General features: G+C 37.5%; 18 protein-coding genes. 15 read left to right on the forward strand and 3 right to left on the reverse strand.

Annotated elements, in window-relative coordinates; all coding sequences use genetic code 11:
- Positions 1-107 precede the first annotated feature (107 nt).
- Both VZD24_RS04815 and VZD24_RS04820 read left to right on the forward strand, forming a co-directional pair.
- Complete coding sequence (locus VZD24_RS04815; RefSeq protein ID WP_279449048.1) at positions 108-1,889, forward strand: hypothetical protein; 1,782 nt, start codon at positions 108-110, stop codon at positions 1,887-1,889.
- On the forward strand, positions 1,886-3,637 hold the full coding sequence (locus VZD24_RS04820) for a tetratricopeptide repeat protein (protein WP_279449049.1): 1,752 nt from the start codon (positions 1,886-1,888) through the stop codon (positions 3,635-3,637). Before VZD24_RS04815 ends, VZD24_RS04820 begins: the two co-directional genes overlap by 4 nt.
- A 1-nt stretch (position 3,638) precedes the next feature.
- On the opposite strand, the gene VZD24_RS04825 is transcribed toward VZD24_RS04820, so the two are convergent.
- Positions 3,639-4,214 (reverse strand): PhnA domain-containing protein, encoded by a 576-nt coding sequence (locus VZD24_RS04825; protein WP_342687199.1) that lies wholly within the window; start codon positions 4,212-4,214, stop codon positions 3,639-3,641.
- Between the two features lie 197 nt (positions 4,215-4,411).
- Between VZD24_RS04825 and VZD24_RS04830 the strand changes: the two genes are divergently transcribed.
- Together VZD24_RS04830 and VZD24_RS04835 are read left to right on the forward strand one after the other, a co-directional pair.
- Complete coding sequence (locus VZD24_RS04830; RefSeq protein WP_342687198.1) at positions 4,412-4,777, forward strand: BlaI/MecI/CopY family transcriptional regulator; 366 nt, start codon at positions 4,412-4,414, stop codon at positions 4,775-4,777.
- Between the two features lie 2 nt (positions 4,778-4,779).
- The gene (locus tag VZD24_RS04835; RefSeq protein ID WP_342687197.1) at positions 4,780-6,834 is read left to right on the forward strand and encodes a M56 family metallopeptidase; all 2,055 of its coding nucleotides are present in this window, start codon (positions 4,780-4,782) and stop codon (positions 6,832-6,834) included.
- 73 nt (positions 6,835-6,907) lie between these two features.
- Here VZD24_RS04835 and VZD24_RS04840 read toward each other — a convergent pair whose 3' ends face one another.
- Entirely contained in the window at positions 6,908-8,842 is a 1,935-nt protein-coding gene (locus VZD24_RS04840) for a M1 family metallopeptidase (protein ID WP_342687196.1), read from the reverse strand.
- Between the two features lie 160 nt (positions 8,843-9,002).
- Positions 9,003-9,677 carry an RNA polymerase sigma factor gene (locus VZD24_RS04845; protein WP_279449054.1) on the reverse strand — a complete coding sequence of 225 codons (675 nt, stop codon included), beginning with the start codon at positions 9,675-9,677 and terminating at the stop codon, positions 9,003-9,005.
- A gap of 103 nt (positions 9,678-9,780) precedes the next feature.
- Between VZD24_RS04845 and VZD24_RS04850 the strand changes: the two genes are divergently transcribed.
- The 11 genes from VZD24_RS04850 to VZD24_RS04900 all read left to right on the forward strand — a co-directional run bounded on the left by VZD24_RS04850 (position 9,781) and on the right by VZD24_RS04900 (position 19,771).
- A complete protein-coding gene (locus VZD24_RS04850; RefSeq protein WP_342687195.1) occupies positions 9,781-10,179 on the forward strand; it encodes a hypothetical protein in 399 nt (132 codons plus the stop codon).
- 230 nt (positions 10,180-10,409) lie between these two features.
- Positions 10,410-12,299: a tetratricopeptide repeat-containing sensor histidine kinase gene (locus tag VZD24_RS04855; RefSeq protein WP_342687194.1), complete on the forward strand. Its 1,890-nt coding sequence runs from the start codon at positions 10,410-10,412 to the stop codon at positions 12,297-12,299.
- Positions 12,299-13,066 (forward strand): LytR/AlgR family response regulator transcription factor, encoded by a 768-nt coding sequence (locus VZD24_RS04860; protein ID WP_342687193.1) that lies wholly within the window; start codon positions 12,299-12,301, stop codon positions 13,064-13,066. Before VZD24_RS04855 ends, VZD24_RS04860 begins: the two co-directional genes overlap by 1 nt.
- A 445-nt stretch (positions 13,067-13,511) precedes the next feature.
- Positions 13,512-14,036, forward strand: a complete 525-nt coding sequence (locus tag VZD24_RS04865; RefSeq protein WP_342687192.1) for a nuclear transport factor 2 family protein — start codon at positions 13,512-13,514, stop codon at positions 14,034-14,036.
- Between the two features lie 20 nt (positions 14,037-14,056).
- The gene (ahr, locus tag VZD24_RS04870; RefSeq protein ID WP_342687191.1) at positions 14,057-15,061 is read left to right on the forward strand and encodes an NADPH-dependent aldehyde reductase Ahr; all 1,005 of its coding nucleotides are present in this window, start codon (positions 14,057-14,059) and stop codon (positions 15,059-15,061) included.
- Between the two features lie 78 nt (positions 15,062-15,139).
- Positions 15,140-16,078 carry an NAD-dependent epimerase/dehydratase family protein gene (locus VZD24_RS04875; protein ID WP_342687190.1) on the forward strand — a complete coding sequence of 313 codons (939 nt, stop codon included), beginning with the start codon at positions 15,140-15,142 and terminating at the stop codon, positions 16,076-16,078.
- Between the two features lie 37 nt (positions 16,079-16,115).
- The gene (locus tag VZD24_RS04880; RefSeq protein ID WP_279449061.1) at positions 16,116-17,048 is read left to right on the forward strand and encodes a nuclear transport factor 2 family protein; all 933 of its coding nucleotides are present in this window, start codon (positions 16,116-16,118) and stop codon (positions 17,046-17,048) included.
- 80 nt (positions 17,049-17,128) lie between these two features.
- On the forward strand, positions 17,129-17,902 hold the full coding sequence (locus VZD24_RS04885) for a hypothetical protein (RefSeq protein WP_279449062.1): 774 nt from the start codon (positions 17,129-17,131) through the stop codon (positions 17,900-17,902).
- 80 nt (positions 17,903-17,982) lie between these two features.
- Entirely contained in the window at positions 17,983-18,318 is a 336-nt protein-coding gene (locus VZD24_RS04890; protein ID WP_342687189.1) for a hypothetical protein, read from the forward strand.
- Positions 18,319-18,452: 134 nt separating this feature from the next.
- On the forward strand, positions 18,453-18,902 hold the full coding sequence (locus tag VZD24_RS04895) for a RidA family protein (protein WP_373693817.1): 450 nt from the start codon (positions 18,453-18,455) through the stop codon (positions 18,900-18,902).
- Positions 18,903-18,913: 11 nt separating this feature from the next.
- Positions 18,914-19,771, forward strand: a complete 858-nt coding sequence (locus VZD24_RS04900; RefSeq protein WP_279449064.1) for a nuclear transport factor 2 family protein — start codon at positions 18,914-18,916, stop codon at positions 19,769-19,771.
- Positions 19,772-19,913 lie beyond the last annotated feature (142 nt).

The raw sequence follows: 19,913 nt of genomic DNA on the forward strand, positions 1-19,913 counted from the left end.
TTCCCATTTAAATTGGAATGTAATTAACCGCGTAAACTTTTAAATAGAATTTTAAAACATAATTTCGCTATCTTTAGGATTAGATTCCTCACCAAAGAATCTAAATTGTGAAGCGAAAAAATAGCTTTTGGAATGAACTAAAACGACGCAACGTAATAAAAAGCGCAATTTCGTATGTAGTTGTGGCGTGGTTACTTATACGTATTGTTGCGCTATTGGGAGATATTTTGGAAATGCCGCTATGGATTTCAAAAAGCCTGTTTTACCTACTTTTAATAGGTTTCCCCTTTTATTTATTGGGTTCTTGGATTTATGAATTTACTCCCACAGGCATAAAAAGAACCAGTAAAGTAACCGAATCTGCTTCCATTCGAAAAAAAACCGGAAAACGTCTCAATAAAATCATAATTGCCTTCTTAGTTTTAATACTCGCAGTTTTAATTGTTGACAGGTTTATTATAACCGACAAAAAAGCCGAAAACAACATTAGTAGTTTAGTTTTAGCGACAAACGCTACGACCATAGCCGTACTTCCATTTCAAGATTTTTCGGAACAAAAGGACAACGCCTATTTTGCCGACGGACTTACCGAAGAACTTCTCAATCTGCTGTCGCAAGTAACCAATCTAAAAGTAACTTCACGAACCTCAACATTTTCTTTTAAAAATTCTGAACTAAAAATTACCGACATCGCCAAAAAACTAAATGTTTCGTACATTTTAGAAGGAAGTGTTCGCAAATCGGGAAACCTTCTTCGTATTACTGCACAGCTCATCGATGCAAAGAACGATAAACACTTGTGGTCTGAAACATACGACAGAACTTTAGATAACATATTTGTAATTCAGGACGAAGTATCGGAAGCTGTTGTAAAAGCGTTGGAAATTAATTTATTGGACACAAAACCCCTTCCAAAATCTAAAAAAACAAATCCCGAAGCATATAAATTGTATTTACAGGCAATTCACGAATCGCATTTTTCCAGCGATCCCCAACAATTAATACAGGCTGTATCTTTTGCAAAACAAGCTTTGGCAATAGACAGCAACTACGTTCCGGCTTGGTTATTATTGGCAAATATATATCAAACACAGGCCAACAACGGCACCTTAACTTTTGACGAGGGCTATGGTTTGGCGACAAAAGCAGCAAAGAAAGTGTTGGAAATTGAGCCAAATAATGCCTTAGCATACGCCTACCTAGCCGATATTGAATTAGGATATAACTGGGATTTTACCAAAGCCAAAAAACTTAATGCAATTGCGCTAAAACTAGACGGTTCCAATCCCGAAATAATAAACTTAACTGCGGTACTTGCCATTGCACTTGGCAATATTGAAAAAGCCTTGCGGCTGCAGGAATATTCGGCAAGTTTAGACCCTCTTAACCCAGACATATATTACCAATTGGTAAACGTATATTATTGTGCAAATAGGCTCGACGAAGCCGTAGATGCTGCCAAGAAATGTATAGAATTACAACCCAATCGGTATGCCATTCATTATTATTACACAAGGGTTTTATTACAGCAGAATAAACCAAATGAAGCTCTTGAAGCTATAAAGGCAGAGAAAGATGAAGGATGGCGCTTACAGATGTATGCCGATATCTACTTTAAATTAAATGAAAAAGAAAAATCTGATGCATATCTGAACGAACTTATTTTAAAATATGAGCAAGAAATGGCGTACCAAATTGCCGAAAGCTATTCGTTTAGACGCGATACCGAAAACGCTTTTAAATGGCTAGACATAGCATACAAACTGCACGATGTAGGATTAAACGAAGTGCTTTCCGAACCGCGTTTTAGAAATTTACACAACGATAAAAGATGGCAACTCTTTATAGAAAAGATGGGTTTTCCCGAAACAGCTAACGATACCCAATGAATCTAAACGAATTTTTTAATGAGTTAAAAAGAAGAAATGTCTTTAAAGGCACAGTTTCCTATTTGGTGTTTTCTTGGGTTCTGCTACAGGTTATCGCCATACTCAGCCCCATAATAAATGCCCCGGCCTGGTTTGGCAAAATGTTGCTAATTATTTTAATTGTGCTTTTGCCCGTTTGGATTTGCATTTCATGGTTCTTTGAAATTACGGCTGATGGTATAAAAAAAACAAAGAATGTTCCAAGAGAAAAATCGATTTCACAAAAAACAGGGCAAAAACTCAACACTTTTATCATTGCGTTTTTGGCCCTGGCAATAATTTTATTGTTTGTAGATAGATTTAGATTACGGGCCGAAAAAAAAGAAACCGCCATTGCTACAGAAACAATTCCCGAAAAATCTATTGCAGTTTTACCCTTTTCAGATATCACCCCCGATAAGCAACAGGGTTATTTTGCCGATGGATTGGCAGAAGAGGTGCTTAATTCATTGGTGAAAATAAACGAACTGCAAGTTACCTCCCGCACCTCTGCTTTTTCGTTTAAAAACAAAGCTATGGACCTGCCCGAAATTGCAAAAGCACTTCACGTTAGTTATATTCTCGAAGGCAGTGTACGCGCCCAGGACAGCACACTACGGGTAAGCGTAAATCTTGTGGAAACAAAAACCGACAACAATATTTGGTCTCAAACTTGGGAAAAAGAACTGAAAAACATTTTTAAAATTCAAAATGAAATCGCTGAGGCTGTTGCAGAAAATCTTCAGTTACGCATTCTCGACAATATAATTCCGAAGGTTAAAGAATCTAACACCGAAGCGTACGAATTGTTTTTAGAAGGCAGATACGTTTTTAGAAGTAACATTGACGAGGCTTCGCTAATAGAATCTGAGCAGTTAATAAAACAATCCCTGGCTATTGATTCTACCTACGTTCCCGCATTAGTGCTTTTAGGAAATATTTATCACGTGCAAAACAATTACGGAACAATAGATTTTGAACAGGCAAAAAAAGTTACTTCGCAAATTGCTGAAAGAGCAATAAAAGCAGACAGTACCTATGCCGAAACGTATGCTTTTATGGCATTATCCTCCTTAGAATATGAAAACGATATCGGCAAAGCCGCTAAACTTACAAACAAAGCATTAAGCTTAGAGCCCAATAATGAAACTGCTTTGCACAGAGCATCAGAGATAGCATTACTCCGAGGCAATGCAGAAGAAGCAATAAACATTCTTAAAAAAGTGCTTGCGATAGATCCTTTGAATGCCAACAATTACTATGCGCTGGCAAACACATATTACATGGCTAAAAAATTTCCGGAAGCCGAATTAAATATTAAAAAATCTATAAAATTAGACCCAGATCAAGATTTGGCATATTCGCAACTTGCACTTACATTAATGTATCAAAAACGGTACAAAGAAGCTTTAAAAGTTATAGAAAAAGAACCTTTAGAAGGGTTTCAATTACATGTACAAGCTATGATATATTATTTTTTGGGCGATACGGAAAAATCTGATGCTGCGTTAAATAAACTTACAAAAGAATTTGAAAAAGCATGGGGCTTCCAAATTGCCAGTACCTATGCCGTGCTCAATAACGAAACCCAAATGTATTTTTGGTTAGAGAAAGCCAGAACCAACAATGATCTCGGATTAATAGAATTACCGTATGAACCTACTTTTGAGCCCTATAGAGACCAACCTCGCTTTAAAGAATTTATTAAAAAGCTGAATTATAAATACTAGCCTATATTTTCTTTACAAAATCTGTGATAATCACAATTTGTTGGCCATCTACTTTACCTTCAATATATTTTTCGTTTTCGTGATCGAGCGAAATTCTGCGTACGGCCGTTCCCTGCTTGGCAACCATACTGCTACCTTTCACTTTTAAATCTTTTATCAAAACTACAGAATCGCCCGCTTCCAAAATAACACCGTTGCTATCGCGATGAATAACAGCATCGGCTTTTGCTTCTGCTACACCTGCCTTTGCCCATTCCTTTGTTGCGTCTTCCAGATACATCATATCCAGCAAATCCTGTGGCCAACCTTCGGCTTTTAAACGGGTTAGCATGCGCCAAGCCATAACCTGTACTGCAGGAACTGTACTCCACATACTATCATTCAAGCATCGCCAATGGTTTGCATCTACTTTTTCTGGGTCTTCTATTTGTTCATTACAAGTATGGCAGATTAAAATAGATGTTTCGGCCACGTCTGTTGGGGAATTTGGCACTTCAAAAACCTTCAGATTTTCTTCGTTTCCGCAAAGTTCACATTTGTTATCGCTTCGCTGTTGTAATTCTTTCTCTAAACTCATCTTAAAATAATTTGGGTCAAAGATATTCTTTTGAACTCGAAACCGAAACCCAAATCGAGACCAGTTCATAACTTTAAAAAGGTTTTGGTTACGACTTTGAAATTTGGGATTTGTCATTTGAAAATTTTTTAACCTCTACATTTGTAGAATTAAAATAATTGTTCTACGTTTGTAGAGTTAGTTTTAAAAATATAAAGATGACGCTCTCAAACGCCGAAGAACAATTAATGCAGCTCCTCTGGAAAAAGGAGCGTGCTTTTATGAAAGATTTAGTTGAAGCTTATCCAGAACCAAAACCTGCCACAACTACCGTTGCAACACTTTTAAAACGTATGCAGGACAAACGTTTTGTAGATTACGTACAACTGGGGCGATCGCGCGAATATTTCCCATTGGTGAAAAAGAAAGATTACTTTTCAAAACACGTAAATGGACTAATCAAAAACTTCTTTAACAACAGTCCATCGCAATTTGCTTCATTTTTTACCGAAGAAACTAATCTTTCCAAGAAAGAGCTGGAGGAATTAAAGGCTCTAATAGATTCAGAAATTAAAAAGAAGTAGTTATGGTAGTATATTTACTGAAATCCGCAGCCATTCTAACAGTTCTTTTCGCATTTTACAAAATTGTTTTGGAAAAAACCTCCATGCACACTTTTAAGCGTTTTTATTTATTGGGAAGCTTTTGCGCCGCTTTTTTTATTCCTCTAATAACCTTTACCAGTTATGTAGCAATATCGCCGAGCGTTACTATTTATAACGACCAAATTTTGCAACCCATACACGCTGAAACCAAAATAACGATAAATTATTGGCCGTTTGTTTTATGGACAATTTACGGTTTGGGAGTATTGTTTTTTAGTGTGAAATTTATTCGAAATCTGCTGGCATTAGTTCAGAGAATTCAACAAAATCCAAAATATAAAAACAGTAATTTTATTCATGTGCTTTTAAGCGAAACTGTTGTTCCCCATACATTTTTCAACTATATTTTTTTAAATAAAACACAATTTACAAACGGTGAAATCCCCGCCGAAGTTATGCAGCATGAAGAAACCCACGCACGGCAAAATCACAGTTTAGATATACTTTTAGTCGAAATTTTGCAAATTGTATTTTGGTTTAACCCCCTATTCGCTTTCTTAAAAAGCAGTATTAAGCTAAACCACGAATTTTTGGCAGACCAAGCAGTATTGAACTCTGGCGCGCAAATTTCGGAATATCAAAAAATACTACTTGCATTCTCATCAAATGCTTTGGCGCCTCCGTTGGCACATTCAATCAATTATTCATCAATCAAAAAACGTTTTACAGTTATGAAAATACACACGTCAAAAAGAGCCATTTGGCTTCGAAGCCTCTTAATTTTACCCATACTTTCCCTGTTAATTTATGGGTTTAGTACAAAGGAAGTTTTAGCGAAGGTTTCTGAAAAGAACACAATTATTACAACCGACACTATAGAGGATATAAGAATTGTAATTGATAAAGACTCTCAATTAACCCTAAATGGTTTCTCTGTAGATTTTGAAGATTTAAAAAGTGAAATCAACAAACGAAATACACATTTAACAGCCGAACAAAAGCAAAAATATATTTCGGCCACTGTGGGCTTCTACAAAAATGATGATAAAGTTTTAGCTAAAAATATAATAGAAATACTTTATGCGAATAACTTGAGAAAACTAAGCATGTCCAATATAAAAAACCTGGAAGCTGCCAATTTGGATACAAATGTTATCGTAAATTCATACTCAGGAAAAACTATTGAAGAAGCTAGAATTTTATATCAGGAATATTTAAAGGATCTTGAAAAATTTAAAGCGACAAGAACTAATGTGAAAAATGACGAAAATAATCCGTGGTCCATTCAAGTTGGCGAACCCGAAGAAAGAGACGAAAACACTGGGAAAATTATCCAACAAAAAGCCACAAAAGCCGAACTCGCCGAATACAACAAACTAGCGTTAAAATACAACGCTGTTGAAATTGAAAAACGCATCATCAAAAAGAAGGATTTGGAGCGATTGGAAATTATCTACAGAAAAATGACCGATGCACAAAAGGCAATAGCGCAGCCTTTTCCGGAATGTATTCCGCCGCCTCCGCCTTCGCCACCGAAACCACCGAAAGTAAAAAAGGGCGATAAAAGTGAAATTCCCCCGCCACCGCCGCCAAAGCAATTCAGTTCCAAAGAAGAGGACAACAAGAAATTTAGGGAAGCTACTTACTATTTTAAAGGAGAGAGAATCACTTTTGAAAAAGCCAACCACTTACTCGACAACAACAATAATCTGGGGATTTATATTGGCAAACCTGGAGGTGAAGTAGGGATTGTTCATTTATATGAAGAACCTTTCGATAAAACTAAAATAGAGGTTAAAGAACAGTCAAAAGCACCTTCAGCCGAAAACGGCAATTTATATACGGCAGCCCAAGCCCCCCCGCCACCAAATTCAAACCCAGTTGAATACGTAAAAGAATTGGGGAAAAGAGGTGCTACTTTTTATATAGGCCCTCACAAATACAGCACAGATGAGGCGATTGATTTGGTACGGAAAAGTAATGAAGCAACCATTGATGTAAGCAATTATCCAAAAGTGATTTTGGGAGGATGTTAATCTGAATTTCTCCAAATATCTTACAAAAAAAAAAGTCTCTAATTTTTAGAGGCTTTTTCTTTCGTTAAATGGATTATAACTTATTCCAAGTATCATTTAACACATTTACATCGGGAATAATTTTATCGGGATCCAACACCACGCGTTTTATTTCTTTGGTGTTATTTATTAGATGGGTCCAACTATTGCCACGTTGCCAAATTTCAACTGGAAGTTCAATAACTTCCGAAGCGTTATCGGTATAGATAACCTGAAATTTTACGGGCATTGGTATTTCCCCTTTATTTTCCAACGTTATTAACGAATTGCCTTTATACGGTTTCACTTCCACAATGCCCAAATCTATGTTGCCATTGCCATAAAACCATCCTTTCCAAAACCATGCTAAATCTTCGCCCGTAACGTTTTCAAAATGATTAAAAAAATCATTCGGCTGTGGATGTTTATACGCCCAAGTTTCAATATAACTTTTAAACGCATTGTCAAAACGCTCGTGGCCAATTATGTATTCGCGAAGCAAATAAAGCCCTGCAGCAGGTTTGTAATATGCGGTATAAGCTAAATTTCTTGGGTTGGCTACATCTGGATAGGTATCAATGCCTTCTCTACTTTCTGAAGTAAGATATCCAATTAGGCTGCGCGGACTGCTAGATCTGGTGGGGAATTCGCCATTGTTAAAAGCTTCGGTACTGTAATGGTTTATAAATATATTGAAACCTTCGTCCATCCAAGCATAGCGGCGCTCATTGCTTCCCACAATCATCGGGAACCAGTTGTGACCAAACTCGTGATCTGTTACGCTCCACAGCGAAGAGCCTTTACTTTGATAGCTGCAAAAACTAACGCCTGGATATTCCATTCCGCCAACGCTAGCTGCAACGTTAATTGCATTATGGTAGGGATATGGGTAATAATTATTTGAATAAAATTCTATTGAAGCTTTTGTATATTCTGTAGAACGTGACCAAGCAATTTGCCCATCACTTTCCTTTGGATAAACCGATTGCGCTAACCCCGTTTTGCCATTGCCAAGATTCATTTTAGCAGCGTCCCAAATAAATGCCTTTGAAGCGGCCCAAGCCACATCGCGAGTGTTTTCCATTTTAAAATGCCACGTAAGTGTGCCGTTGGTTTTGGTTTGGGCAATAGGTTTACCAACTTCCTCTGGTTTTATAATGTAAACCGTTTTGTCGCTTTTCTCGGCTTTTTCCCAACGTTCCTGTTGCTCCTTAGTCAATACTTCTTTTGGGTTTTGTAAAATTCCGGAGCAAACAACCGTTAGATTTGCCGGGGCGGTAATTTTTACATTGTAGTCTCCATATTCGCAATAAAATTCACCCGCACCCAAATACGGATCTGTGTTCCATCCTACCACATCGTCAAAAACCGCTACTCTAGGATACCATTGTGCCAAGGCGTAAATAGTGCCATCTTTTACTTCTAATCTGCCCATGCGATCCATACCTTCTACGGGCACTTTAAATTTGAAATCCATTTTTATCTCAACCTCGCCTCCATTAGCTGCCAAGGGTTTATCCAACCAAAGTTGCATGCGGGTATCCGTAATTATATATTTTGAAGAAACGCCCGTATCAGTTTTAGCGGAAACGTTAGAGAGGGTATAACCGCCTTCAACATCGCCACTGTATCTACCACCTTGAATTGAAGTGGTTAATGTACCGCGCGAATTTTCGGTAAAGCGATTTTGTTCCAAATAAATCCAAATAAAATCTAAGGTTTCAGGACTATTGTTTGTGTATTGAATGGTAACATTTCCCGAAACGGTGTGGTTTTTATCGTCTAAAGTAACATCCAAGTTATAATCTGCTGCATTTTGCCAGTATTCCGGGCCCGGTTTCCCCGAGGCGGTTCTGTAGGCATTGCCCTGTCTATAGGTAAAATTATTAAAGAGATGTTGGTTGTCTTGATTTACTTCCTGTGCATTCAAAGTGAAAGATACTGTGGAGGAAAGCAGCATGAATAATAGGCTGCCAGCAAAATACTTCATCGTTGTTCAATTTTAAAAATAATCTGCTAATGTACTAAATACAATTTGAAATAGGGTGTTAAAGTAGATGCTTTAGCGCAACTTCAGATAAAATGAAAGCACGCTCAATTCCACCTTTTTCAGAGCTGATTGTAATTTTAAAATTTCTAAGAAACACAGCTTATAAATCTTGAATGCGCTTCATAACATTTGCAACCAATACGTCGCATTTATGATTTCCAAACTCAAACACCGAGGGATCGTGGGTGGTTTTAAAGAGTTCTTCTTTCAATAAATTTTTGGCACGATGCAAACGCACCTTTACATTGCTATCGCTCAGTTTTAAGCAAGCAGCTATTTCAGGATTAGACAATCCTTCTATTTGATGCAGTATAAATACCACTCTGTATTTTTCTGGAAGTGCATCAACAGCTTTTTCAACCAATATTTTGGTTTCTGTTTTTATAGCTTGCTTTTCTGGATTCATAGTATTTGTGTCTGGCAGATGAAAAACATTTTCTAAACTTTCGGTTTTTCCATAATTCGTCATTTGCCTTTTTTTCTTTCGAATTATTTGAAGTGCTTCGTTAATGGCTATTCTAGTGAGCCAGGTAGAAAAGGAAGATTGGTTGTTAAATTGATAAAGTTTTGTGAAAGCTTTTACGTAGGCATCCTGCAAAATATCCTGTACATCGTCTTCAGAATAAATATAGCTCCGAACCACCCTAAACAGACGCTGATTATAGCGTCGCATCAAAATTTCAAAAAGTTCTTTTTCGCCTTCCAACACCCGTTGCACAACGATAGAATCGGTTAATTGGGTATCAGCAGATCTGTTGGTTTGTGTCGCCTTCATAAGTTGTTTTTCTTTTAGATGCAATAACCAAGCTTAAGTTACAAATTTTGTAACCGTTTTTCGCATAATACATCTAACCGATAGAACTTTAATTCTAAAAACTATGAAAACACTAATAAACAATGCTGAAATCAGCAAATTACAGACTCTATTAAAATACACTTTTACTATAGTCCCCATTGCCGCTGGCGTGGACAAATTTTTAAATATTCTGACAGATTGGAGCAATTATTTGGCACCTTCCATGGTAGATATATTACCCATAAGTGCAACAACTTTTATGATGATTGTTGGGGTTGTTGAAATTGTTGCGGGAATACTTGTTTTCACCAAAACCCAACTGGGGGCCTATATAGTTTCTATTTGGCTATTACTAATTGCTTTAAGCTTACTGTTTACCTGGCATCAACCGGATGTTGCGGTACGCGATATTGTCATGGCCGTTGCCGCTTTTGTCCTGGCAAAATTAAGCGGTTCTGAAACTGTCCCCAAAGCTTCCTAGTTTCTTTTTTTTATTGTAAATCTTCTCTGTCACTACAATTTGTGACGGGGAAGATTTGTTTTTTAGGGTATATAATTATTTTAAAATTTTAAAAATCAGAGCACACGAATTCAAAAAACAAATTAAACTATCAAAAGTTTACAGCAGAAATTAATAGAAATAGTTTCTCATTTTTGGTCGCTAAAAAAAAATAGTTGTAAATTTATAATCCACTTATAACCATTCAACTAATGATGAAACCACTATTACTCATAGTAGTATTAGCTTGTGTTTCGTGGAGTAGTCTTCCTCAAACTCCTTCTCAAAACCAAGAAGACACGCTAAAAAGTTCGTATTTAAATTCGGATACAGAAAATGTAAGTATTAATGACACGGTTAGCGAGTACAACAATCTTAAAAAAACTATTGAGCGAGCCCAAAAAGATAAGAATTTTGAAACCCTCGCAAAATCTTACATTAGTTTAGCAAAATGGCACGAAGACAACACGGTATTAGACTCTTCTACTGTTTATTTAAAAAAGTCAATTTCAGTTTATGAAAAATTAAAGCTGCCAAACAAGTTGGCAGACACGTATCTTTTACTCGCTACCAATTACAGTGGTACTGCCGAATACGATTTAGGTTCACAAGCAGTTTACAAAGCATTGGCGCTGTACGAAAAAGTAAACAACGAGCGCGGAATTGCGCAATGCTACACAAAAATAAGCGACCTACTTTATTATTCAGACAGCTATGCCGAAGGCGCAGAATACTGCAAAAAAGCAATTGCAATTCAAACAAAAAACGGTTACGAAGAAGATCTAGCCCTCTCCTACCGACGATTATCTGAAAACCAATTGTTTCTGGGCGATTTGGAAAAAAGCCTTGGCAATATGAATCGCGCCATCAATTTGTATAAAAAAATAGGCATTACAGACGCGCCGCTCTTGGCTTGCTACAACGGTCGCGGAAATATATATAAGTACATGGAACGGTACGATGATGCCATTGCAGACTACAACCGCTGTTATGAAGGTGCAAAAAAAATAGGTCTCGTCCGTTATACTATGCCTCCCACAGCAAACATCGGGCACGTTTATATTTTACAAGGAAAATATGCCGAAGCCCTACCTTACAATTTAAGAGCTATAGAAATTATGAAACGCATAGGTAACACCAAAAACCTATGGGAAAACTATATGCACGTTGCCAATATTTACAGTGAATTGGGCGATTATAAAAACGCTCTGCAATATCACGAACTATACGAACAAGGCCATACAGAATACCTGAACACCATAATTGCACGACAGGATAGCGAACTACAAGTAAAATACGAAACCGCACAAAAAGATATAGAAATTTTAAATCAAGAAGCAAAAATTGCACAACAACGTAAAACACAAATCCTTTACATTGGCGTTGCGGGTTTGTTGGCCATTATACTTTTCGGGATGTATTTTACCTTAAAGAATATTCGCAAAAAGCGTAGAGCACTTGCTTTGTTGAATAGTGAATTGGATGCCAAGAACAAACAAAACGAATTGTTGTTAAAAGAAATTCACCATCGCGTAAAAAACAATCTGGAAATGGTAAAGAGTTTAATTGCCCTGCAATCTGCAAAATTAGACGATGGTGCAAGTAAAGAGGCCATGCTCGCCAGCCAGAACCGCGTGCAAAGTATGGGTATAATTCACCAAAAACTATATCAAGGTGAAAACTTGGGCAGTATTGAAATGAAGGACTATTTTATTAATTTAAGCGAAGGCGTTCTAGATACATTTAAGGCAGAGGAAAAAGTGAAAATAGAATGCGCAATGGACCATTTAAATCTAGATGTAGACACGGCAGTGCCAATAGGATTAATCGTTAACGAGCTTTTAACAAACGCTTTAAAATACGCCTTTCCCGAAGGAACTCAGGGAAAAATAAACATTAGTCTAAGCAAACAAAACGAAGAGTTATTTCTGAAAGTTTCGGACAATGGCATTGGGAAAACAAAAGGTTCAAAACCCAAAGGCACTGGTTTTGGAACACAATTAATACAACTACTTACCCAACAATTAAACGGAACTATAACCGAAGAAAATACCCAAGGAACTACCGTACTCTTTAATTTCAGAAATTTTAAAACCGCTTAATGGATCCTGTAACCAAGATATTAATTGTAGAAGATGAAATGGTTATTGCCGCTAATATTTCGTTGCAATTAAGCAACCTTGGTTATGAAGTAACGGGCATTTTGCCGCGAGGGGAAGAAGCGCTTTCGCATATAAATATTGATAGGCCGGATATTGTTTTAATGGACATACAATTAAAAGGTAAAATGGACGGCATAGAAACCGCCAAAATAATTGAACAGCAATACAACATTCCCATCATATATTTAACTGCAAATACTGATGACGAACATTTTAATCGTGCCAAAACCACCCATCCCTATGCTTTTATATCAAAGCCATTCAAAAAACTAGATTTACAACGTGCAATTGAATTGACGATTGAAAGAATTAATATAGAAAATACTGCCGATGCAAGTAAAAACAACGGTGATAATAATTTGTTTGACGATGGCAGGGCAACCGATTTTATTTTAAACGATCGCATTTTTGTTCGGAACAACGAAAAAATGCTGAAAATTGATATTAAAGACATTTTTTATATTGAAGCAGATCGCAACTACTGCCGAATTTTTTCGCAAGGAAGAGAATATCTTTTGGTGATGACCTTAAAAGATATAGACGAAAAACTTCCGCAGAAACATTTTCTTAGAATACACAGATCGTATATTATAAATATTTCACAAATAGACGAAGTAGCCGGCACGCACGTGGTAATTGCAAAAAAGGCTATTCCTATGAGCAAAGCCATGCGCACGGAGCTTCTTAAAAGGTTGCAGACAATTTAAGGATTTTAAACTTTTAAATCACGTGGTTCAGGCTAACGACAGCATACCTGTAAATATTAACTACCTACTTAAAAGATAAAATCTTAGAAGCCGTGGCTCAAAACCTCGTGATTATAAACTCCCGATTTCGTTAAAATTTCCTTCGGCAACTAATTTGCCATCTTCGGACAGAAATTGCTATTCTTCGTCCTAAATCATTTTCCATACTTGTTGTATTTCAGTTACTTAGATGCATTCCTCACGCATGTTTTTAGCAATATTTAATTCTATTTATTATGAAAACAAAAGCGAAATTTCTAAATACCTGTGCCACTCTTTCATATTAATGAGAAAAATTGAATTTACTACTTCCAATTTTTTCACGAGAAAATTAGAGTAGCGACTAGAGCAGCCGGGCAGGACGGTTTCGGTAACATATGAATCAATAATTTAAAAATAGAAAATCATGAAAAAATCAATTCTTTTAGTACTTGCAGCAGTCCTTTCATTAACCGCTTGTAAACAACAAGAAAAGCGTTACACCCAGCAATCGCCAGAAATTGACACCTATAAAAAAGTTATTGAAGCTTATGATAAGCAAGATTGGGAAACAATGGCCAGCCATTACTCAGATACCGCAAAAATAATGAATAATGTGACTGAAAAGGAAGCTCAAACTCTGGCAGAATTGGTTGCCAGTGATAAGGAAGACGCCTCCCTCTTTTCGAGTTGGGAGTATGTAGACGGAGAATCTGAATTTGAAATGGTAGTGACCGACAAGAGCAAAACATATGTAAACTTTTGGGGTTTATGGCAAGGCACCCTTGCAGCCAACAATAAAACATACACCATACCAACACACCTAACCGCTCAGTTTGTAGATGGCAAAATAGTAAAAGAATTTGGCTATTGGGATCTTTCCAAAATCATGCTGGATATGCAAGCCATGCAGCAAGCAGAAGCAGCTATTGTGAAAGATTCAATCAACTAATAAATTAAATACTTAAAAAGATGATAGTTAACGGCTTCGCTGCCCTCGAGCAGCACAGTAAACTTACCCCATTCGCTTACAATTTGGAAACATTAGGCCCAGAGGAAGTAGAAATTAAAGTTTTTTATTGTGGTTTATGTCATTCCGATTTAAGTATGATAAACAATGACTGGGGAATGACCCAATACCCCTTTGTACCTGGCCATGAAATTGTAGGCGAAGTAATAGCCACAGGCAGTGCGGTAAAAAATGTAAAAGTAGGCGATAAAGTGGGCCTGGGGTGGCAATCTAAATCGTGTATGAGTTGTAACCAATGCATGGATGGGCACCACCATCTATGCGGCCAAGGCGAAGCCACCATAGTAGGCAGAAATGGTGGGTTTGCAGACAAAGTACGTAGCCATTGGTCTTGGGCTATACCACTCCCAAATGCTATTGATATGAGCAAAGCAGGACCTTTATTATGTGGCGGCATCACTGTTTTTAGTCCAATTATATTGGCCGGAGTAAAACCAACAGATACGGTAGGTGTAATAGGTATTGGAGGATTAGGACATTTGGCAATTAAATTTTTAAAACACTGGGGATGCCACGTAATAGCCTTTAGCTCAAATCCAAATAAAAAGGACCACATTTTAAAGATGGGAGCGAGCAAAGTAATTAATTCAACGCGGCCGGAAGAACTCGAGAGTATTAACGGCAAACTAAATTTTATTCTCAATACCGCGAATGTAAAGTTAGACTGGAATTCGTATTTAACCGCACTGGCGCCCAAAGGGAAATTTCATACAGTGGGAGCGGTTTTAGATCCTATGGAAATATCGGCTTTCAGTTTAATTCTCGGTGAAAAAACAGTAGGTGGAAGCCCAATAGGAAGTCCTGCAATAATTAAAACCATGCTTGATTTTTGTGTAAGACATACTATTTATCCGGAGGTAGAGGAATTTCCGATGGAAAAAGTAAATGATGCCATTGAGCACCTTGAAACTGGCAAAGCTCGCTTTAGAATTGTTTTGAAAAACTAACAACTCTTTAATCTTAAATCTCATAAAGAATGGAAGCTAAGTTTCAACATTTTTAGGGGTTTAAAAAATAATCGAATTATGAAAACAGTAGGCATTATAGGTGGTTCAGGATTTATAGGAAGCTATATTACCAAAGAGTTTTTGGAACAAGGGTACAGTGTAAAAGTGTCTGTAACCGATATTAAAAAAAGTGAAAAGTATCAACACCTTTTTAATTTAAAAAATTCAGACACTCTAAATATTAGCCCGTTAAAGGTTGAAAATTTAAGCGACTTAAAAGATTTTATTAGTGATTGTGAAATTGTTATTCACGGCGGCACCCCGTTTCAGCTCGACGTAAAAGATCCGCAATCTGAGCTTTTTGAACCAACAATTAAAGGTACCGAAAACTTTTTGGCAGCCGCCAAGGAAGCACCATCAATTGAAAAAGTAGTTTTTATTGCATCTGTGGCAGCGTATAATACCAACTTTCCGTTACCCGCAGGCGGCAAAAAACCGCAGGACACATTTAATGAAAGCGACACCCCATTTATAAGCGAAGAAAGTCATCCGTATGCACAGGCAAAATATATTGCAAACCAAACGGTTGAAAAATTTATTAACCAACATCCCAATCTATCATTTGAGATTACTTCGGTATCGCCGGTTGGCGTAATGGGAAAATCACTATCAAACAGAGAAGATTCTACTTCAACCGGATTGCAGTTTCTTATTAAAAATAAAATCGCTCCCAATCCATTTATTCAGATGCTGTATGACACTGATACCGAGTTTGCCCTAGTAGATGTGGGCGATGTGGCTCAAGCAATTTATAAGGCGGCAACTACAAATGGTTTGCACGGTAAAAACTACTTATTGAGCAGTGAATCCTACCGCATTAGCGATATGAATTTGATGTTAAACCATCACCCCCCAAAAAATAAGGCGAAGGTTATTTATGATAGTTCATTAGCAAATAAAGATTTAAAAATAACATTCAAACCCTTACAAAAAACATTCAACCGGTACTCTCAATAACCCAAAAGCGAATAATAACCAAATAAATACAAACAAGATGAAAACAAAGATTCTCTCGGTAATGATGCTTATAGCTTTCATTTCCACAGCGCAAAAAAAGAATGGAACTGTGTATATAGAACATCCTTCCATTGAAATTGTAAACCAATTTGTAAAAGCCTCCGTAGCCGGTGACCGATCAAAAATGGCCAGCTATTTAAGCGAAGACTTTAAAGCCTACAACGGCACCACAGACCGGGCAAGCGATAAGGGAATGGATAAAGAGGCCTTTCTGAACAATCAAATGGTTTACCACGACAACTTAGATTATTATAGCATTGAACCCTTTCCCAATTCGTATCCCGACGCCATCGAATACAAAAAAGACAATCCCAATGGTACGGTCTGGGTACAAACTTGGGATCTGATAAAGGGTGTTCATAAAACCACAGGCGTTAAAATTGATGCGGCATCGCATAGATTGTACACGGTTAATAAAGACGATAAAATAACCATGCTCATATATTATAAAAATGGTGAAGTAATTGACGAAATCCGCTCCAGTTTTTCGGATCGAAAAAACGGTACCATTTACAATCATCACGACTTTATAAACACCACACGTAAAATGATGTATGCTTTAGAAAATAAAGATATGGACAAAGTTTACGGTTTTTATGATAAGGACGCTCGATTCGTAGATTCTAGTTCGCCAGAATTCAAGAGTATTTCGCTGGAAGAGCAAAAAGTCATAGACAAACAAATCATGAACACATTTGATATTGCAAGTATAGATATGGTTGGCTATCCGGACTATTTGCATTATGAAATGGGCGATGCCCACGTAGTGCAGTCTTGGTGGAATATAAACTTAGTTCGCAAATCAGACAAAAAAACCATTACCGTACCAATACACTATCAAATGTATTTTAATAAAGATGGTAAAATAACACAAGAAACTGCTTATTACAATCCAAAACTCTTGGAATAACAAATAAATCTCCCCAATTAATTTATTAAAAATTAATTTATATAAACCAGTTCGCCCTTGGTGAACCCAAATTAAAAATTATGAGAAAATTACTATTTACAATATTTCTATTACCTCTCTTGGTAATGAGCCAAGAAAGCGCCGAATATGTCGTATTTGAAAATGATTTGTTAACGCCAAATCCCACGCAGATAAGCCAATTCGAAAAAGGGATTGCCGCCCACAACAAAAAATATCACAACGACGGAGCCCACGGTGTTCGCGTTTATTGGATTTCCAACGGACCTCGTACCGGAAGCTATATGTGGGTTATGGGCCCATTCCTCTGGAGCTCCATGGACAACGGCCCCGCACAAAAAGAAGGACATGATGCCGATTGGCGAGACAACGTATCGCCATACCTAATGCCCGGTAGTGGCTTTGAAACTTCGTATTGGAAATTCCATGCAAACCTTTCGCGCTTCCCAAAAAACTTTACCATAAAGAACATGGCGGTAAATATCTGGGATCTTAAACGCGGCAAATATAAAGAAGCCACAGCATTGGCAAAAAAAGTGCACGACGTATACGCCGAAAAAGCGCCTAATGAAACCTTTGGTATTTATACCAACGAATTCCCCAGCACAAAAGAAGGACAAGATATGGCGGTTATTTCGTTTTTTGAAAAGTCGGCCTGGCTTGGCGAAGATCACAGCATTGCCAAAAAATATAACGAAATGAACGGTGCAGGCAGCTGGGACCAATTTCTAAAAGATTGGATGGAGGTTACTAACGGCGGTGTTACCGAAATTTGGATGTATCGTCCAGATTTAAGCGGTATAAGCGGAGATGTGAAAGCTGCCGCAAGACAATAAAAACTTTGCGCCTCTGTGTCTTTGCGTATAATTTATTGTCTCGCAAAGACGCAAAGTCGCCAAGAAACTAAAAACAATATATGAAAACTAACGCAACTCCGTGGAACAAGGCAGAACTGAAAGCGTACATTTTAATGCTTTGTGCAAAAGCAGATAATTTGGAAACCTATGAAGAAATAGCACTTATAAAGACTAAAACTTCAGAAGAAATATTTGCTAAAATGTACAACGAATTTCAGAATGATAACGAAGACGAAAGCATTGAAAAAATCGAAGATGCTTTTGAGCACCATCAATATTCTGAACTAGAACTGTGCGAATTAAAGAATGAAATTCAACAACTCTTTGCGGCAGATCGTAAAATACCTATGTCTGAAAGTAATTTGGGCCGCATTTTGGAGAATATTATTTACTAATAAATAAAATATCAGCCATGAAAACATCAATTATAAAAATCCTGTTTCTGTTATTTGCAACCTTCGCAATGAAGGCTCAAACAGACCCGCATAGTACTGCAGATGCCGCAATAACAGGCATAGCTTCAACAGAGATAAACACAACAACTTTTAATGCGAAAAAAACTTCGGTTACAACAAATTCAAAGGCAAAAGAATCACCCGAATATTTTCACTTACGGCCACAGATTGAAAAAGCATACGGGTATTCACATGCAGTAAAGATTGGCAATACCATAAAAATCTCTGGTGCCGTGAGTATGGACGATAAAGGCAATCCTACCGCTGTTGGCGATTTAGGGCAACAAATGAAAAACTGCTATTCAGATTTGGAAAAAGTACTAGCGCATTTCGGATGCACCTTTGACGATGTGGTTGTAGAAAATGTTTTCACCACTAATATGCCCAAATTTTTAGAATTGTCGGGTTACAGGGCTGAAATCTATAAAAAGCAATTTCCAACAGGTACTTGGCTTGGCGTAAAGGAATTGGCTATTCCCGAATTTATGATAGAGATAGAATTGGAAGTACATAAACCTCAATAAAACACAACATTATGAAAACTCTTAAAAACTTTACGTTATTAATCACTGCCATTTTTATTACGACGGCTTCTTTTGGTCAAAAAAAATTAGATGCAAATACCTTCGCCTATAATACGGGAAATCCTGCCGATTGGCCTGCCGAACTGGATGCTGTTATAGCCGCCCCAAAAAACCATAAAATTTTATTGGAAAACGATAAAGTTAGGGTTTTGGAGGTAACACTACTTCCTGGCGAAAAAGAACCGCTGCACCATCATCAATGGCCAAGTACGCTTTATATAATTAGTGCAGGCGATTTTATAGATTATGACAGCGAAGGCAATATGATTCTCGATTCCCGAAAATTCCCGGAACAACCGACTTATCCATTAACCATTTTCAAAAATCCGGAAGCACCACATCAAGCTGAAAACTTGAGCAAAACAGAGACCATCAAGCTTATTCGCGTTGAGATGAAAAATGGAAATACGGCTCAAAATATAGCCGCTGTGGATGGCCTTTACAAAGCCTTTGCAGCTGGCGATATTCCAACCGTCCTCGCCGGTATGGATCCAAAAATAGTTTGGAACGAAGCCGAAAGCAATTCACTTGCAGATGGCAATCCATACATTGGCCCGGAGGCGGTGTTAAATGGCGTTTTCAAAAGACTTGGAGAGGAGCACGAATATTTCAAATTGGCTGACATACAGCTTCACGGTATGGACAATAACCAAGTGCTGGCAACGCTTCGCTACGAGGCCAAAGTAAAGAAAACCGGAAAAACCTATAATGCTCAGGTAGCCCATCTCTGGACGCTTAAGAATGGCAAGGTAGTAACCTTTCAGCAGTTTTTGGATACCGAGAAAGTGGCCGAGGCGATGGAAAAATAAATTTTTCAAAGACGACGGAGCGGCTGACCTGCCTGCCCTCCTCCGGCGGGTAAACCGATCAGGCAGGAAACCGAAAAAAGTAGGCAGTAACAATTTAAATCAAACAAAATTCAGGAAGAAAAGGCAGTTTCCCCATGTCACC

This window comes from Aequorivita flava (assembly GCF_038742595.1).
In the GTDB taxonomy this organism is placed as follows: Bacteria; Bacteroidota; Bacteroidia; order Flavobacteriales; family Flavobacteriaceae; genus Aequorivita; species Aequorivita marisscotiae.

Bases quoted from the DNA above. Each gene is read 5' to 3' on its own strand.
- VZD24_RS04820 (WP_279449049.1), top strand. From the start codon at position 1,886: ATGAATCTAAACGAATTTTTTAATGAGTTAAAAAGAAGAAATGTCTTT.
- VZD24_RS04825 (WP_342687199.1), bottom strand. From the start codon at position 4,214: ATGAGTTTAGAGAAAGAATTACAACAGCGAAGCGATAACAAATGTGAA.
- VZD24_RS04830 (WP_342687198.1), top strand. From the start codon at position 4,412: ATGACGCTCTCAAACGCCGAAGAACAATTAATGCAGCTCCTCTGGAAA.
- VZD24_RS04835 (WP_342687197.1), top strand. From the start codon at position 4,780: ATGGTAGTATATTTACTGAAATCCGCAGCCATTCTAACAGTTCTTTTC.
- VZD24_RS04840 (WP_342687196.1), bottom strand. From the start codon at position 8,842: ATGAAGTATTTTGCTGGCAGCCTATTATTCATGCTGCTTTCCTCCACA.
- VZD24_RS04845 (WP_279449054.1), bottom strand. From the start codon at position 9,677: ATGAAGGCGACACAAACCAACAGATCTGCTGATACCCAATTAACCGAT.
- VZD24_RS04850 (WP_342687195.1), top strand. From the start codon at position 9,781: ATGAAAACACTAATAAACAATGCTGAAATCAGCAAATTACAGACTCTA.
- VZD24_RS04855 (WP_342687194.1), top strand. From the start codon at position 10,410: ATGATGAAACCACTATTACTCATAGTAGTATTAGCTTGTGTTTCGTGG.
- VZD24_RS04860 (WP_342687193.1), top strand. From the start codon at position 12,299: ATGGATCCTGTAACCAAGATATTAATTGTAGAAGATGAAATGGTTATT.
- VZD24_RS04865 (WP_342687192.1), top strand. From the start codon at position 13,512: ATGAAAAAATCAATTCTTTTAGTACTTGCAGCAGTCCTTTCATTAACC.
- ahr (WP_342687191.1), top strand. From the start codon at position 14,057: ATGATAGTTAACGGCTTCGCTGCCCTCGAGCAGCACAGTAAACTTACC.
- VZD24_RS04875 (WP_342687190.1), top strand. From the start codon at position 15,140: ATGAAAACAGTAGGCATTATAGGTGGTTCAGGATTTATAGGAAGCTAT.
- VZD24_RS04880 (WP_279449061.1), top strand. From the start codon at position 16,116: ATGAAAACAAAGATTCTCTCGGTAATGATGCTTATAGCTTTCATTTCC.
- VZD24_RS04885 (WP_279449062.1), top strand. From the start codon at position 17,129: ATGAGAAAATTACTATTTACAATATTTCTATTACCTCTCTTGGTAATG.
- VZD24_RS04890 (WP_342687189.1), top strand. From the start codon at position 17,983: ATGAAAACTAACGCAACTCCGTGGAACAAGGCAGAACTGAAAGCGTAC.
- VZD24_RS04900 (WP_279449064.1), top strand. From the start codon at position 18,914: ATGAAAACTCTTAAAAACTTTACGTTATTAATCACTGCCATTTTTATT.